The sequence below is a fragment of the Duganella sp. SG902 genome (assembly GCF_013376005.1).
Lineage (GTDB): Bacteria > Pseudomonadota > Gammaproteobacteria > Burkholderiales > Burkholderiaceae_D > Rugamonas.
Genome location: NZ_JABMJK010000002.1, coordinates 505,759 through 520,316, shown reverse-complemented (window position 1 = coordinate 520,316; position 14,558 = coordinate 505,759). Strand labels below are relative to the sequence as shown.

The 14,558-nt window shown below is 64.3% G+C and carries 16 protein-coding genes and 1 tRNA gene; 15 read left to right on the top strand and 2 right to left on the bottom strand.

The window, feature by feature from the left end; all coding sequences use genetic code 11:
* The first annotated feature begins 28 nt into the window (after positions 1–28).
* The 8 genes from FHW83_RS05830 (at position 29) to FHW83_RS05795 (ending at position 9,100) form a co-directional block, all read left to right on the top strand.
* On the top strand, positions 29–1,252 hold the full coding sequence (locus tag FHW83_RS05830) for a tetratricopeptide repeat protein (RefSeq protein WP_229224033.1): 1,224 nt from the start codon (positions 29–31) through the stop codon (positions 1,250–1,252).
* Positions 1,253–1,364: 112 nt separating this feature from the next.
* Positions 1,365–2,321: a bifunctional riboflavin kinase/FAD synthetase gene (locus FHW83_RS05825; RefSeq protein ID WP_176645403.1), complete on the top strand. Its 957-nt coding sequence runs from the start codon at positions 1,365–1,367 to the stop codon at positions 2,319–2,321.
* Positions 2,322–2,384: 63 nt separating this feature from the next.
* Positions 2,385–5,252 (top strand): isoleucine--tRNA ligase, encoded by a 2,868-nt coding sequence (ileS, locus tag FHW83_RS05820; RefSeq protein WP_176645402.1) that lies wholly within the window; start codon positions 2,385–2,387, stop codon positions 5,250–5,252.
* A 133-nt stretch (positions 5,253–5,385) separates the two neighbouring features.
* Positions 5,386–5,889 (top strand): signal peptidase II, encoded by a 504-nt coding sequence (gene lspA, locus FHW83_RS05815; RefSeq protein ID WP_176645401.1) that lies wholly within the window; start codon positions 5,386–5,388, stop codon positions 5,887–5,889.
* Between the two features lie 16 nt (positions 5,890–5,905).
* On the top strand, positions 5,906–7,129 hold the full coding sequence (coaBC, locus tag FHW83_RS05810; RefSeq protein ID WP_176645582.1) for a bifunctional phosphopantothenoylcysteine decarboxylase/phosphopantothenate--cysteine ligase CoaBC: 1,224 nt from the start codon (positions 5,906–5,908) through the stop codon (positions 7,127–7,129).
* Entirely contained in the window at positions 7,130–7,579 is a 450-nt protein-coding gene (gene dut, locus FHW83_RS05805; protein WP_176645400.1) for a dUTP diphosphatase, read from the top strand.
* A gap of 23 nt (positions 7,580–7,602) precedes the next feature.
* Positions 7,603–8,688, top strand: coding sequence for a M48 family metallopeptidase (locus tag FHW83_RS05800; RefSeq protein WP_176645399.1), 1,086 nt, complete (start codon positions 7,603–7,605; stop codon positions 8,686–8,688).
* 10 nt (positions 8,689–8,698) lie between these two features.
* Positions 8,699–9,100, top strand: coding sequence for a surface-adhesin E family protein (locus tag FHW83_RS05795; protein ID WP_176645398.1), 402 nt, complete (start codon positions 8,699–8,701; stop codon positions 9,098–9,100).
* On the opposite strand, the gene FHW83_RS31035 is transcribed toward FHW83_RS05795, so the two are convergent.
* Positions 9,097–9,225 (bottom strand): hypothetical protein, encoded by a 129-nt coding sequence (locus FHW83_RS31035; protein WP_255490415.1) that lies wholly within the window; start codon positions 9,223–9,225, stop codon positions 9,097–9,099. The genes FHW83_RS05795 and FHW83_RS31035 overlap by 4 nt on opposite strands.
* A gap of 44 nt (positions 9,226–9,269) precedes the next feature.
* On the opposite strand from FHW83_RS31035, the gene FHW83_RS05790 reads away from it, so the two are divergent.
* The 5 genes from FHW83_RS05790 (at position 9,270) to FHW83_RS05770 (ending at position 12,960) form a co-directional block, all read left to right on the top strand.
* A complete protein-coding gene (locus FHW83_RS05790; protein WP_176645397.1) occupies positions 9,270–10,292 on the top strand; it encodes an XdhC family protein in 1,023 nt (340 codons plus the stop codon).
* Between the two features lie 69 nt (positions 10,293–10,361).
* Positions 10,362–11,246, top strand: a complete 885-nt coding sequence (locus FHW83_RS05785) for a DMT family transporter (RefSeq protein WP_176645396.1) — start codon at positions 10,362–10,364, stop codon at positions 11,244–11,246.
* A complete protein-coding gene (locus tag FHW83_RS05780; protein WP_176645395.1) occupies positions 11,243–12,130 on the top strand; it encodes a DNA-3-methyladenine glycosylase in 888 nt (295 codons plus the stop codon). The genes FHW83_RS05785 and FHW83_RS05780 overlap by 4 nt, the downstream gene beginning before the upstream one ends.
* 100 nt (positions 12,131–12,230) lie before the next feature.
* Entirely contained in the window at positions 12,231–12,446 is a 216-nt protein-coding gene (locus FHW83_RS05775; RefSeq protein WP_176645394.1) for a hypothetical protein, read from the top strand.
* 46 nt (positions 12,447–12,492) lie between these two features.
* Positions 12,493–12,960 (top strand): DUF29 domain-containing protein, encoded by a 468-nt coding sequence (locus FHW83_RS05770; RefSeq protein WP_176645393.1) that lies wholly within the window; start codon positions 12,493–12,495, stop codon positions 12,958–12,960.
* 52 nt (positions 12,961–13,012) lie between these two features.
* Here FHW83_RS05770 and FHW83_RS05765 read toward each other — a convergent pair.
* Positions 13,013–13,089, bottom strand: a tRNA-Met gene (locus FHW83_RS05765).
* 161 nt (positions 13,090–13,250) lie between these two features.
* On the opposite strand from FHW83_RS05765, the gene FHW83_RS05760 reads away from it, so the two are divergent.
* A complete protein-coding gene (locus FHW83_RS05760; RefSeq protein ID WP_176645392.1) occupies positions 13,251–13,832 on the top strand; it encodes an NUDIX hydrolase in 582 nt (193 codons plus the stop codon).
* Complete coding sequence (gene aat / locus FHW83_RS05755) at positions 13,829–14,557, top strand: leucyl/phenylalanyl-tRNA--protein transferase (protein WP_176645391.1); 729 nt, start codon at positions 13,829–13,831, stop codon at positions 14,555–14,557. The genes FHW83_RS05760 and aat overlap by 4 nt, the downstream gene beginning before the upstream one ends.
* Position 14,558: the final 1 nt, after the last annotated feature.

Sequence of the window (14,558 nt, the reverse complement as noted above, 5' to 3'; positions counted from 1 at the left end):
TCGTTTTTTGATGAAAGAAAACTCACCCATGACCAAGTTTCGTCTCGCTCATCTCGGCCTGGTAATGGCCGCCATTGGTTTTACCGCAGCAGCCCCTCTCGCCGGCCTGTCGTCGGTAGCGTACGCCGCCGAGTCGGTACGCGCTGAAATCGGCAAGCCACTGCAAGAAGCACAGAAACTGGCCGCCGCCGGCAAGAACAAGGAAGCGCTGGCAAAACTGAAGGAAACCGACGCTGTCGGCGGCAAAACCGCCAACGAAACTTATCTGATCGAGCGCACCCGCGCATCGGCCGCGGCTGCCGCAGGCGACAACGACGCCGCCGCCAAGGCCTTTGAATCGGTGCTGAACTCCGGCAAGCTGTCCGCTGCCGAAACCCCCAAATTCGCTGAAGCCCTGGCCGGCATCTACTACCGCGCCAAGGACTACCCCAAAGCCATCACCGCCTTCCAGCGCGTGCTGAAGGACAACCCGGGCAACACCCAGGCGCACGAATACCTGATCCAGATCTACTACACCTCCGGCAAGTACGCCGAGGCCGCCAAGGAACTGCAAAGCTCGAAGAACCTGAGCGAAAGCCAACTGGGCATGCTGGCCAACATCCAGCTCAAGCAGAACGACAAGGCCGGCTATGTGCAGACCCTGGAAAAACTGGCCGGCTCCTACCCGAAAGCCAGCTACTGGACCGACCTGCTGAACCGCGTGTCGGGCAAGCCGGGCTTCTCCTCGACCCTGTCGCTGGACGTGCTGCGGCTGCGCCTGGTCAACGGCCTGCTGACCAAGCCGGCCGACTACATGGAAATGAGCCAGCTGGCCCTGCAGGCCGGCAACCCGGCCGAAGCCATCAAGATCATCGACCAGGGTTACAAGAAGGGCGCCCTGGGCACCGGCAGCGACGCCGCCCGTCACCAGCGCCTGAAAGACCTGGCCGCCAAGACCCAGACCGAGTTCGACGCCAAGGTCGCCACCGCGCAAGCCGAGGCCGAGAAGGCCAAGGACGCCGACGCCCTGGCCAACCTGGGCTTCGCCCTGGTCTCCGAGGGTAAGGCCGACAAGGGCCTGCCGCTGATGGAACAGGCTGTGAAGCTGGGCACCGGCAAGAATCCTGAAGCCATCAAGCTGCACCTGGGCATCGCTCAGAACATTGCCGGCAAGAAAGCGGCCGCGCTGAACACCCTGAAATCGGTGAAAGGCACGGACGGCACCGCCGACCTCGCCCGCTACTGGACCCTGAACATCAACCGTCCGATGTAATTCGGCCAGGCTGATACCGAAAGCGCTGTCCGGCCCGCCGGCGGCGCTTTTTTTTCGCTTTGAGGGTTTGCCCGTATAATCCCTTATTTGCGATAGTTTTCCCCAGATTCCCATGAAGGTATTTCGAGGTCTACCCAATGCAGCGGCGCGTGCGCCCTGCGCGCTCACGATCGGCAATTTTGACGGCGTCCACCTCGGCCACCAGGCCCTGCTGGCCCGCGTGCGCGCCGCCGCCGACCGCCTGGGCCTGGAAGCGGCCGTGATGACCTTCGAACCGCACCCGCGCGAATTCTTCGCGCAGAAATCCGGCGACCTGTCCAAGGCCCCTGCCCGCATCGCCAACCTGCGCGACAAGCTGCAATCGCTGTCCGACAACGGCATCGACCGCGTCATCGTCGAGCACTTCTCCTCGTCCTTCGCCGCCCTGACGCCGCAGGAGTTCACCGAGAAAGTGCTGGTCGAGGGCCTGCACGTGAAGTGGCTGATGGTGGGCGACGATTTCTGCTACGGCGCCCGCCGCGCCGGCAATGTGCAGATGCTGCTGGAGGCCGGCCAGCGATACGGCTTCCACGTCGAGACCCTGCCGACCGTGATGAACGGCAGCACCCGCATCTCCTCCTCCGCCGTGCGCGCCGCGCTGAGCGAAGGCGATTTCCCGCACGCCGAGGCGCTGCTGGGCCACCCCTACGCCATCTCCGGCCATGTGATCCACGGCCAGAAACTGGGCCGCACGCTGGGCTTCCCGACCCTGAACCTGCGCGTGCCGCACCGCCCGGCGCTGTCGGGCATCTTCATCGTGCAGGTGCACGGCCTGGGCGAACAGCCGCTGCCCGCCGTGGCCAGCCTGGGCGTGCGCCCCACCGTCGACGACAGCGGCCGCGTGCTGCTGGAGGTGCACGTGTTCGACTTCGCGCAGAACTGCTACGGCAAGCAGGTGCGCGTCGAATTCCTGCAAAAGATTCGCGACGAGGAAAAATACGTCGACCTGCCGACCCTGACGGCCGCGATACACCGCGACGCCGACATCGCCCGCGCCTTCTTCGCCAAGCGCGCCACCGACCGAATTTGACCGCGCGATCAGCTACGAGCGCCGGCTACACAGAACACCCGAATAAATCACTGAACGCATACCATGTCCGATAACAAACCAGCAAAGAAGCCAGAGAGTAAATACCCGGTCAACATGACCGAAACCCCGTTCCCGATGCGCGGCGATATGGCCAAGCGCGAGCCGAACTGGGTCAAGCAATGGCAAGACAAGAAAATCTACGAGCGCGTGCGCAAGGCGGCCGCCGGCCGTCCCAAATTCATTCTGCACGACGGTCCGCCGTACGCCAACGGCGACATCCACATCGGCCACGCCGTCAACAAGATCCTGAAGGACATGGTGGTCAAGGCCCGCACCCTGGCCGGCTACGACGCGCCCTACGTGCCGGGCTGGGATTGCCACGGCATGCCGATCGAGATCCAGATCGAGAAACAATACGGCAAGAACCTGCCGACCGCCGAGGTGCTGACCAAGGCGCGCGCCTATGCGCACGAGCAGGTCGAGCGCCAGCGCAAGGACTTCATCCGCCTGGGCGTGCTGGGCGAATGGCAGAACCCTTATCTGACCATGAACTACTCCAACGAGGCCGACGAACTGCGCGCCCTCGGCAAGCTGCTGGAAAAAGGCTATGTCTATCGCGGCCTGAAGCCGGTCAACTGGTGCTTCGACTGCCAGTCGGCGCTGGCCGAGGCGGAAGTGGAGTACAAGGACAAGCGCGATCCGGCCATCGACGTCGGCTTCAAGTTCGCCGACACCGCCAAGCTGGCGCAGATCTTCGGCCTGGACAAGCTGCCGACCGATAACGGCTTCCTGGTGATCTGGACCACCACCCCGTGGACCATCCCGTCCAACCAGGCGCTGAACGTGCATCCGGAAGTGATCTACTCGCTGGTGCAGACCGAGCGCGATGGCCAGCCGCTGCTGCTGATCCTGGCGCAAGATCTGGTGGAATCCTGCCTGGCGCGCTACAAGCTGGAAGGCACCACCATCGGCACCTGCCACGGCGCGGCCTTCGACGGCGTCAGCTTCCGCCATCCGCTGTACGCGGCCGATCCGTTCTACGACCGCCTGTCGCCGGTCTACATGGCCGACTATGTGACCACCGACAGCGGCACCGGCATCGTGCACTCGGCGCCCGCCTACGGCCTGGACGACTTCATCTCGTGCCGCGCGCACGGCATGAAGGACGACAAGATCCTGACCCCGGTGATGGGCGACGGCAAATACGCCTCCACCCTGCCGCTGTTCGGCGGCATGACCATCTGGGACGCCTCGAAACCGATCTGCAACGCGCTGAAGGAGGCCGGCGCCCTGTTCGAACTGAAGATGTTCGATCACAGCTACATGCACTGCTGGCGCCATAAGTCGCCGATCATCTACCGCGCCACCTCGCAGTGGTTCGCCGGCATGGACGCGCATCCGAAGGACGGCGGCCCGACCCTGCGCCAGACCGCGCTGCAAGGCATCGAGGACACCCAGTTCTTCCCGGACTGGGGCAAGGCGCGCCTGCACGGCATGATCGCCAACCGTCCCGACTGGACCCTGTCGCGCCAGCGCCAATGGGGCGTGCCGATGGCCTTCGTGGTCCACAAGGAAACCGGCGCGCTGCACCCGCACACCCCGGAGTTGCTGGAGCAGGTGGCGCAGCTGATCGAAAAGGACGGCATCGCCGCCTGGCAGTCGCTCGACCTGAAGGACCTGATCGGCGACGAGGCCTCGCAATACGAGAAGAACAAGGACACGCTGGACGTGTGGTTCGATTCCGGGACCACCCACCAGACCGTGCTGCGCGGCTCGCACAAGGAACAATCGGCGTTCCCGGCCGACCTGTACCTGGAAGGTTCGGACCAGCACCGCGGCTGGTTCCACTCCTCGCTGCTGACCTCCTCCATGCTGAACGGCGCACCGCCGTACAAGGCGCTGCTGACCCACGGCTTCGTGGTGGACGGCGAAGGCAAGAAGATGTCCAAGTCGATCGGCAACACGGTCGCGCCGCAGGACGTGTGGAACAAGCTGGGCGCCGACATGCTGCGCCTGTGGGTGGCCTCGACCGACTACACCGGCGAGCTGTCGATCTCGGACGAGATCCTCAAGCGCGTGACCGAGTCGTATCGCCGCATCCGCAACACCCTGCGCTTCCTGCTGGCCAACCTGTCGGACTTCGATTACGCCAAGGATGCCGTGCCGGTGGCCGAGCTGCTGGAGATCGACCGCTACGCCATCGTCAACATGGCGGCGCTGCAGAAGGAGATCGAAGCGCACTACCTGCAGTATGAATTCCAACCGGTGATGTCCAAGCTGCAGAACTACTGCTCGGAAGACCTGGGCGGCTTCTACCTCGACATCCTGAAGGATCGCCTGTACACCACCGGCGTAACGTCGGTGTCGCGCCGCTCTGCGCAGACCGCGCTGTACCACCTGACGCAAAGCCTGCTGCGCCTGATGGCGCCCGCGCTGTCCTTCACCGCCGAGGAGGCGTGGGAGATCTTCGCCGGTCCGGAAGGCTGGAAAGCCAGCGACGAAACCATCTTCACCCAGACCTGGTGGCAGCTGCCGGCGCTGGAGGATGCGGATGCCCTGCTGGCCAAGTACGCCACCCTGCGCACCGTGCGCGCGGACGTGACCAAGCAGCTGGAAGACCTGCGCGCTTCCGGCGCGATCGGTTCGTCGCTGCAGGCGGAACTGAGCATCAAGGCCGCCGGCGACAAGTTCAAGGCGCTGGCGAGCCTGGAAGATGATTTGAAGTTCATCTTCATCACCTCGCTGGCGTCGGTGAGCGAAGTGGCGGGCGAGGCGGAGGAAGCGGTGGCGGTGGCGCCGTCGAAGGCGGAGAAGTGCGAGCGTTGCTGGCATTACCGCGCCGACGTCGGCGCCCACGCCGACCATCCGACCCTGTGCGGCCGCTGCCACAGCAACCTGTTTGGTGCGGGCGAAAAACGCAAGTTCGCTTAATATGACGCCCATCGTCATCCCGGCGAAGGCCGGGATCCATACTTCGCATGCAGTCAAGCGTTCTATGGACCGCGCCGGCGGACCGTCCGCCGGCGCCGGAATGACGGAGCTACCGCTACGTAAATTGATCAACATGGCCACCAAAAAAATCTTCCCGACCAAATCCTCGTCGAGCCTCACGCCTTGGCTGTGCATCGCCGCCCTGGTCATCCTGATCGACCAGCTGACCAAGATCACCATCACCAAGACCTTCCAGCTGGGCGAAGAAAAAATCATCACCTCGTTCTTCAACCTGGTGCTGGCCTATAACAAGGGCGCGGCCTTCAGCTTCCTGAGCAACAGCGGCGGCTGGCAGCGTTACTTCTTCACCGGCATCGGCATCGCCGCGGCGGTGTTCATCGTCTACCTGCTGAAGAAGAACGGCAGCCAGCGCATGTTCTCGTGGGCGCTGTCGCTGATCCTGGGCGGCGCCGTCGGCAACGTCATCGACCGCATCGCCTACGGCCACGTGGTCGACTTCCTCGATTTCCACTGGCCCGGCATCGGCCATTTCCCGGCGTTCAACGTCGCCGATTCGGCCATCTGCATCGGCGCCGGCCTGTTCATCCTCGACGAACTGCGCCGGGTGAATAAATAAGCGGAGCAGCATCATGATGGAATTGACTGGTAAGAAAATCGTCCTCGGCCTGTCCGGCGGCGTGGCCTGCTACAAGGCGGCGGAACTGTGCCGCGCCTTCACCAAGGCCGGCGCCTCGGTGCAGGTGGTGATGACCGAGGCGGCCACCCACTTCATCACGGCCGTCACCATGCAGGCGCTGTCCGGCCGCCCGGTGTACACCGACCAGTGGGACCCGCGCGTCAACAACAACATGGCCCACATCGACGTCACGCGCGACGCCGACGCCATCGTCATCGCGCCCTGCTCGGCGGACTTCATCCGCAAGCTGGCGCACGGCGCCTGCGACGACCTGCTCTCGACCATGTGCGTGGCCCGTCCGCGCAACGTGCCGCTGCTGATAGCGCCGGCCATGAACGTGGAGATGTGGCAGAACCCCGCCACCCAGCGCAACGTGCAGACGCTGCGCGACGACGGCATCACCCTGTTCGGCCCCGCCGCCGGCGACCAGGCCTGCGGCGAAGTGGGCCTGGGCCGCATGCTGGAGCCGGAGCAGCTGCTGGAGGAAGTGATCGCCTCGTTCCAGCCGAAAGTCCTGGCGGGCAAACGCATCATGATCACCGCCGGCCCGACCTTCGAGCCGATCGACCCGGTGCGCGGCATCACCAATCTGTCCTCGGGCAAGATGGGCTACGCCGTGGCGCGCGCCGCGCGCGAGGCCGGGGCCGAGGTGGTGCTGGTGTCCGGCCCCGTCACGCTGCCGGTGCCGTTCGGCGTGCAGCGCATCAGCGTGCAGAGCGCGCAGCAGATGTACGACGCGGTGATGGCCGACGTCGAGCAACAGCACATCTTCATCGCGGTGGCGGCGGTGGCCGACTGGCGCATCGCCAACGCCAGCGAGCAAAAGCTCAAGAAAAACCCGGACGGCACCGCGCCCGACCTCAAGTTCGAGCAGAACCCGGACATCCTGGCCACCGTGGCGGCGCGCACCAACCTGGCCGGCCATCCCTACTGCGTGGGCTTCGCCGCCGAGTCGGAGAACCTGGTGCAGTTCGGCGCCGACAAGCGCGAGAAAAAAGGCATCCCGCTGCTGGTCGGGAACATCGGCCACCACACCTTCGGCCAGGACGACAACACCATCATCCTGTTCGACGAGAACGGCCACACCATCCTGCCGCGCGCCGACAAACTGACGCTGGCGCGCCAACTGATTTCGGAGATCTCCAAACGGATCTCGCAACACTCTTTGTTCGCTAAATAAATGAAAAACGTAGACGTTAAAATCCTGGACCCGCGCATGAAGGACCAACTGCCGGCGTACGCGACGCCCGGCTCGGCGGGCCTGGACCTGCGCGCCTGCATCGACGCGCCGATGGTGATCGAAGCCGGCCAGACCGTGCTGATTCCCACCGGCCTGGCGATCCACATCGCCGATCCGGGTTACGCCGCCATGATCCTGCCGCGCAGCGGCATGGGCCATAAAAACGGCATCGTGCTGGGTAATCTGGTAGGCTTGATCGACTCCGACTACCAGGGCCAGTTGATGGTGTCGACCTGGAACCGCGGCCACAGCGCCTTCACGCTGCAGCCGATGGAACGCCTGGCGCAGCTGATCATCGTGCCGGTCCTGCAGGTCGGTTTTAATGTAGTTGAAGAATTCGACACCAGCGAACGCGGCGCCGGCGGTTTCGGCAGCACTGGCAAACACTAATAACATGGAGACGGAGCACAGGGATGAACAAGACGCGTAAATTCGGCACATTATCCCTTGCGGCGGCGGCGCTGCTCTCCGGCTGCTCCTCCTTCCAATCGCGGCCGGCAGCGCCGGAGCCCGCGCCGGCGGTCGTCAGCAGCGTGACCGAGGCGCCGCCGGTGGTTACCGCCAAGATGGCCGCCGCCCGGCAGCAACTGAGCCAGATGGTGGCCCTGCAGGACCGCCTGTACCGCATCGCCGGTCCCCTGCTGATCAACAACGCGGACCTGTGCCGCACGCAGGCCCGCAACCTGCTCGGCTTCACCGCCAAGAACAAATATTCCTACACCGGCGAATTCGTCGACGCCGCGCAGGCGGTGCTCAACTACGGCGACCGCCTGGAAGTGGCCAGCGTGCTGTCCGGCAGCGGCGCCGCGCGCGCCGGCCTGCGCAAGGGCGACGCGCTGGTGGCCGCCAACGGCAAGGTGCTGCCGGTCGGCGCCAACGCCGAAACGCAGGCCGCCGCCATCCTCGGCCCGCTGGCCGGCAGCAGCCAGTCGCTCGACCTGACGGTGGCGCGCGGCGGCAACAACCAGCAGCTCAAGGTGCCGGTGACGCGCGCCTGCGCCTTCAAGATCGACATCGGCAATTCGGACAACATCAACGCCTATTCCGACGGCCAGCGCGTGATGATCACGCGCGGCATGGTCAACTTCGCGCAGAGCGACGAGGCCATCGCCTATGTGCTGGCCAAGGACATCGCCCACAATGTGCTGGGGCACGCGGCCATCACCAAGCAGGCCTACACCGTGGGCAGCATCATCGACAACCTGGTGGCCGTGCGCCCCGACCTGTCGATGTTGATCGGCACCGCCGGCGTCAAGCCGATGCCGCAGGATCTCGATGGCGCCGCCGACTACCTGTCGCTGTACATGGTGGCCCGCGCCGGCTACAGCGTGGAGGGCGCGCGCGCCTTCTGGCAACGCCTCGCCAACCAGTATCCGGCCACGGTGCTGAACGGCTATACCGCCAATCACCCGGCCGTGTCGCATCGCCTGGCGGTGATCGACAAGACCGTCGCCGAAATCCGCGGCAAGCAAGCGGCCAAGCGGCCGCTGGTTCCATAAGGAGAACGCCATGCGCAAGCCAGGCCTGGCCGCAACAGCGGTCGCATTGATGCTCACGGCCGGCTGGGCGCAGGCGGCCCAGTGGATGAAGGTGGGCGGCAGCGGCGGCAACGTCTTCTACATCGACAAGGCCAGCGTGATCAAGGCCGAGAAGACGCGCAAGGTCTGGTCCATGCAAAGCTACGGACGCCCGCAGAAAACGCCCGAGGGCAAGCTGTATCGCTCGGTGAAGATGCTGCACGTGTACGCGTGCGAGGAGCACACCACCACCCTGCTGGCGCAGGTCTACTACCCCGAGGCGATGGGCAAGGGCGAGCCGATCGAGAATTACAAGTTCGAGAAATTCAACCCGGAAGACATCGTGCCGGACAGCGCGTTCGACAGCGCGCTGGCCGCGGCCTGCAAGATCTAGTTCGGGAAGTTGGGGAAGACCGTCGCCATCAGCCAGGTCAGGCCGGCGCAAACCAGCACGGCGAAAATCAGCACCACCAGCAGGCGGCCGAATTTGGGCGAACCGTCGTCTTCCTTTTGAGGCATATCCGTTCCCTGCAAGATTGGCACCGGCGTAGTATATTCCATCCATGGACTCTATCGACCTCGAAGTACTGAAAACCAGCGCCGCGTGGATCGCCGCCGGGAGCCGCTGCGAGCTGATCACCGTCATCAAGACCTGGGGCTCCAGCCCGCGCCCCATCGGCGCCACGCTGGCCATCCGCGAGGACGGCACGGTGATCGGCTCCGTCTCGGGCGGCTGCATCGAGGACGACCTGATCGCGCGCGTGCGCAACGAGGGCATCAGCCGCACCGTGCCGGAAATCGTCAGCTACGGCATCACGGCCGACGAGGCGCACCGTTTCGGCCTGCCTTGCGGCGGCACCATCGAGCTGTCGATCGAGCCGCTGTCCGGGCGCAGCCGCATTGCCGAGCTGCTGGAGCGGCTGGAACGCCATGAACTGGTGCAGCGCCGCCTCGACCTGCGCAGCGGCGAAGTGGAACTGTCCAAGGCCACGCCGGGCGCGCAGATGCAGGTCAGCGAACAGGCCATGGTCACGCTGCACGGTCCGCGCTGGCGCTTGCTGATCATCGGCGCCGGGCAGTTGTCGCGCTTCCTGGCGCAGATCGCGCTGGCCATGGATTACAGCGTGACCGTCTGCGATCCGCGCGAGGAATACCGGGCCGGCTGGCACGTCGATGGCGTGCAGCTGGTGCACGAGATGCCGGACGACGTGGTGATCGACATGAAGCTGGACCACCGCAGCGCCGTGGTGGCGCTGACCCATGATCCGAAACTGGACGACCTGGCGCTGATGGAGGCCTTGAAGTCGGACGCCTTCTACGTCGGCGCCATCGGCTCGCGCCTGAACAACAGCAAGCGCCGCGAACGGCTGCTGGAATTCGACCTGACGCCGGAACAGCTGGCCCGCCTGCATGGGCCGATCGGGCTATACATCGGCAGCAAGACGCCGTCCGAAATCGCCATCTCGATATTGGCTGAAATGACCGCGATCAAAAACGGCGTGCCGACCAACTTGATCGTGCCGCACGCCGCCGCGCCGACCAAGGCCGGCGACGCGGTGTGCGTGGCCGACAGCGGCGCGGTTTAATTCAAAAGCAAGAAACGACTGGCGTGATCGGCGCGCTGGCCGGAGAATACGTCTTTTTCTGGAATCCGCATGAGCACCGCCAACCTACTCCGCCTTATCCTGCTGGCCGCCATCTGGGGCGGTTCCTTCCTGTTCATGCGGATCGCCGCGCCGGTGCTGGGCGCCGCGGTGCTGATCGAATACCGCGTGCTGTTCGCGGCGCTGTTCCTGGCGGTGATCGGCGTGTTCCTGAAAAAATCGCTGGACCTGAAACAGCACTGGAAGCACTACTTCATCCTCGGCCTGTTCAACTCCGCCCTGCCCTTCCTGATGTTCGCGTTCGCCGCGCGCACGCTGTCGGCCTCCGTGCTGGCGGTGCTGAACGCCACCACGCCGCTGTGGGGCACGCTGATCGCCGCCGTATGGTCGCGCACCATGGTCAGCGGCAAGGTGCTGCTCGGCCTCGCGCTGGGCACGGCCGGCGTGGCGCTGCTGGTGGGCTTTGACCACGTCAGTTCCAAGCCGGGCGCCGGCATCGCCATCGCGGCGGTGCTGTTCGCGTCCTTCAACTACGGCATCGCCAGCAACTACGCCAAGCAGGCCAAGGCGGTGGAGCCGTTCGCCAACGCGCATGGCTCGATGTGGACCTCGGCGCTGCTGGTGCTGCCGGTGGTGCCGTTCTTCCCCGCGCCGGGCGAGCCGACCGTCGGCATCATGGGCGCGGTGATCGCGCTGGGCGTGTTGTGCAGCGGCGTGGCCTACCTGATCTACTTCCGCCTGATCCAAGACGTCGGCCCGTCGTCGGCGCTGACCGTGACCTTCCTTAGCCCGTTGTTCGGCATCCTCTGGGGCGTGCTGTTCCTGGGCGAGACGGTGGGCTGGTACACCTTCGCCGGTGCCGCCATCGTCATCGCCGGCACCGCGCTGGTGACGGGCTTCCGGCCCAGCTTCGGCGTCAAGCCACGTTCCGCATGAAGCCCTACACGCTGGAACTGCCGGCCGACTATCGCCTGCAAGACGTGCTGGCCTTCCACCGCCGCGACGCCGAAAGCGTGGCGGAAGAAGTCAGCGACGAACGCCTGCGCAAGGGCGTGCTGCTGGATGGCGTGCCGGTGGTGCTGGACATCGCGCTGCGGCCGGCCAGCGCCAGCATCACCGTCCGCGCGGACGGCGCCCTGAGCGCGGACGGCCGCGAGCAAGCGCGCGAGGCCGTGCTGAACATCCTTGGCCTGCGCATCGATCCCGCGCCGTTCAGCGCCTTCGTGAAGAAGGACAAACTATTCGGCGCCCTCGTACGCCGGCAGCCCGGCCTGCGCATCGTGCAGTCGGCCACCGTGTTCGAGGCGCTGACCTGGGCCATCATCGGCCAGCAGATCAACCTGTCGTTCGCCATCGCCCTGCGCCGCACCTTCATCCTGCTGGCCGGCCGCCAGCACAGCAGCGGCTTGTGGTGCTACCCGGACGCGCGCGGCGCGGCGGCGCTGTCGGTGGAAGACCTCACCAGCCGCAAATTCTCGCGCGCCAAGGCCGAAACCCTGCTGCGCCTCGCCGCCCTGGTGGCCAATGGTGAGCTGCGGCTGGAGCTCGCGGACGACAACACCATCGAACACATCTCCGCCGCCCTGCTGGCCGTCAAAGGCATCGGCCCCTGGACCGTCAACTACGGTCTGCTGCGCGGTTACGGTTACGCCGACTGCTCGCTGCACGGCGACGTGGCCGTACGCGCCGCACTGCAAACCCTGCTGGGCGAGGACGCCAAGCCGGACATCAAACGCACCGAGGCCATCCTGGCCGCTTACGCTCCGCATCGCACCATGGCTGCCGCCCACCTGTGGGCCAGCCTGCATCCACGTGACTAAATTCCCCTTGAACCTGACGTAACTTCAGGGCTTACTGCGCGCCGGCAGCAATAAACCCGCAGAGGAGTCAACGGCACTCTAACTTAGGCTGCAACGCCAAATGGACAACGGCGTTCCGCCGGAAGACCCGGTATCCCAGGCCTTGGCACGCGAGTGGCAGCAATTAATACGCGACCGCATTGGCGACAGCCCGGACCTCCAAGCCCGCCTCGACCTCGCCCACGACAACGAGCCTGAGCTCCTGAAGGGGACCTGGATCAGCCAGACGATGGTGACCTACATCCGCCAAGCCGTGGCTGCTTGCAGCCCTATTTGATCCAGCATAAATTGGATATTCACTCACCGTTCTAAGATGGTGCCCCATGGACGATCATCTCAACAACCTCTACGAAGCCGACACATTGATCTGGACCGAAACCCAGATCGCCCTGCTCCGCGCCGGCAAATTCGATCAGCTGGATGTGGAAAACATCATCTCAGAGCTGGGGCATCAAGTGCGCAAGGACAAGAACGAGATCGCAAGCCGTTTGCGTGGCTTGATGACGCATTTGCTGAAGTATCAATTTCAGCCTCTACGGCGCTCACGGAGCTGGGTCAGCACAATCATCGAACATCGCAGCCGGATTCTGGACATCCTTGAACGCATGCCTAGTCTGCGCCCCCAGCTGGACGACTACGTAAAGCATAACTATCCCAGAGCTCTGATGGCTGTGGCAAACGAAACGCACATGAGCCCAGCACTTTTCCCGCAAGAGAATCCATATTCATTAGATCAGCTTCTTAACGAAAATTTTTTCCCAGAAGATGATGAAAAGGACGTTCGCCCCTGAGGGCCAAAACGAAAAAGCCGCTGATCCCCGACGGTATCAACGGCTTCGAATTTGGTTGCGGGGACAGGATTTGAACCTGTGACCTTCGGGTTATGAGCCCGACGAGCTGCCAGACTGCTCCACCCCGCGTCTGATGCCGTTATTATAGGGCAGATCTGGAGTTTAGGCAATATCAATCCCCAAAACAGGCGCGATAGTTCGAATAAATGCCCGGCCGGCGCCGCGCGCGACATGCCGCGCGGACGGCAATCGGTGTAAAGTAAGCATAAAATCGACTTGAGCAATTGTTTATGAAATTCTGTTCCGAATGCGCTTCCCCCGTCAGCCTGTCCATTCCGGCTGGCGACAACCGTCCCCGCTATGTGTGCAGCAGCTGCGCCACCATCCATTACCAGAATCCAAAGATGGTGCTGGGCTCGATCCCGGTGTGGGAGCGCGACGGCGAACTGAAAGTGCTGCTGTGCAAGCGCGCCATCGAGCCGCGCTACGGCTACTGGACGCTGCCGGCCGGTTTCATGGAAAACAACGAGACCACCAGCGAAGCCGCCATCCGCGAAACCCAGGAGGAAGCCGGCGCCAATATCAAGCTTGGCAACCTGTTCACGCTGCTCAACGTGGCGCGCGTCCATCAGGTCCACATGTTCTACCTGGCCGAACTGCTCGACCTCGAATTCGCGCCCGGCGAGGAAAGCCTGGACGTCAAAATGTTCACGGAAAAGGAAATCCCCTGGGACGACCTGGCCTTCCCCACCATCCGCACCACGCTGGAACTGTTCTTCGCCGACCGCGTCAAAATCCGTGAAGGCGGCAGCTACGGCTTCCACACCCAGGACATCAACCGCAATATGCGCTCTGACATCGAACCAACGTGATCCCCTGGCTCGATACCGACACCCCGTTCCCCGACGTCTCCGAGGCGCTGACCAGGGACGCGCCGGGCTTGCTGGCGGCCGGCGCCGACCTGTCGCCGCAGCGCCTGCTGATGGCCTACAGGCACGGCATCTTCCCCTGGTTCTCGGAAGGGCAACCTATCCTGTGGTGGAGCACCGATCCGCGCATGGTGCTGCAAACGGCGAATTTCCGCGTCTCCGATTCGCTCAAGAAAACCCTGCGCAAGGTCGAACGCAGCCGCACCGAAAACGGCCGCTGGCAGGTGCGCTTCGACAGCGCCTTCGAACAGGTGATGCGCGCCTGCGCCGCGCCGCGCCGCGATGGCCCCGGCACCTGGATCTCGGAAGACATTATCGCCGGCTACACCGGACTGCACCGCATGGGCTATGCGCATTCGTCGGAAGTCTGGCTTGACGGCGAGCTGGTCGGCGGCGCCTACGGCGTCTGCATCGGCCGCATGTTTTACGGCGAGTCGATGTTCGCGCGCGTCACCGACGCATCCAAGATCGCCTTGGCCTATCTGGTGCGCTTCCTGCGTGACAAAGGCGTAAGCATGATCGATTGCCAACAGGAGACCGGCCACCTGGCCTCCCTCGGCGCCAGCCCGATGCCGCGCGCGCAATTCCTGGCGCATCTGCGCAACAGTATTGAATTGCCCCAGATCACCGGATGGGAACCAATTGCACCACTCGCGCCAGCCAGTTAAG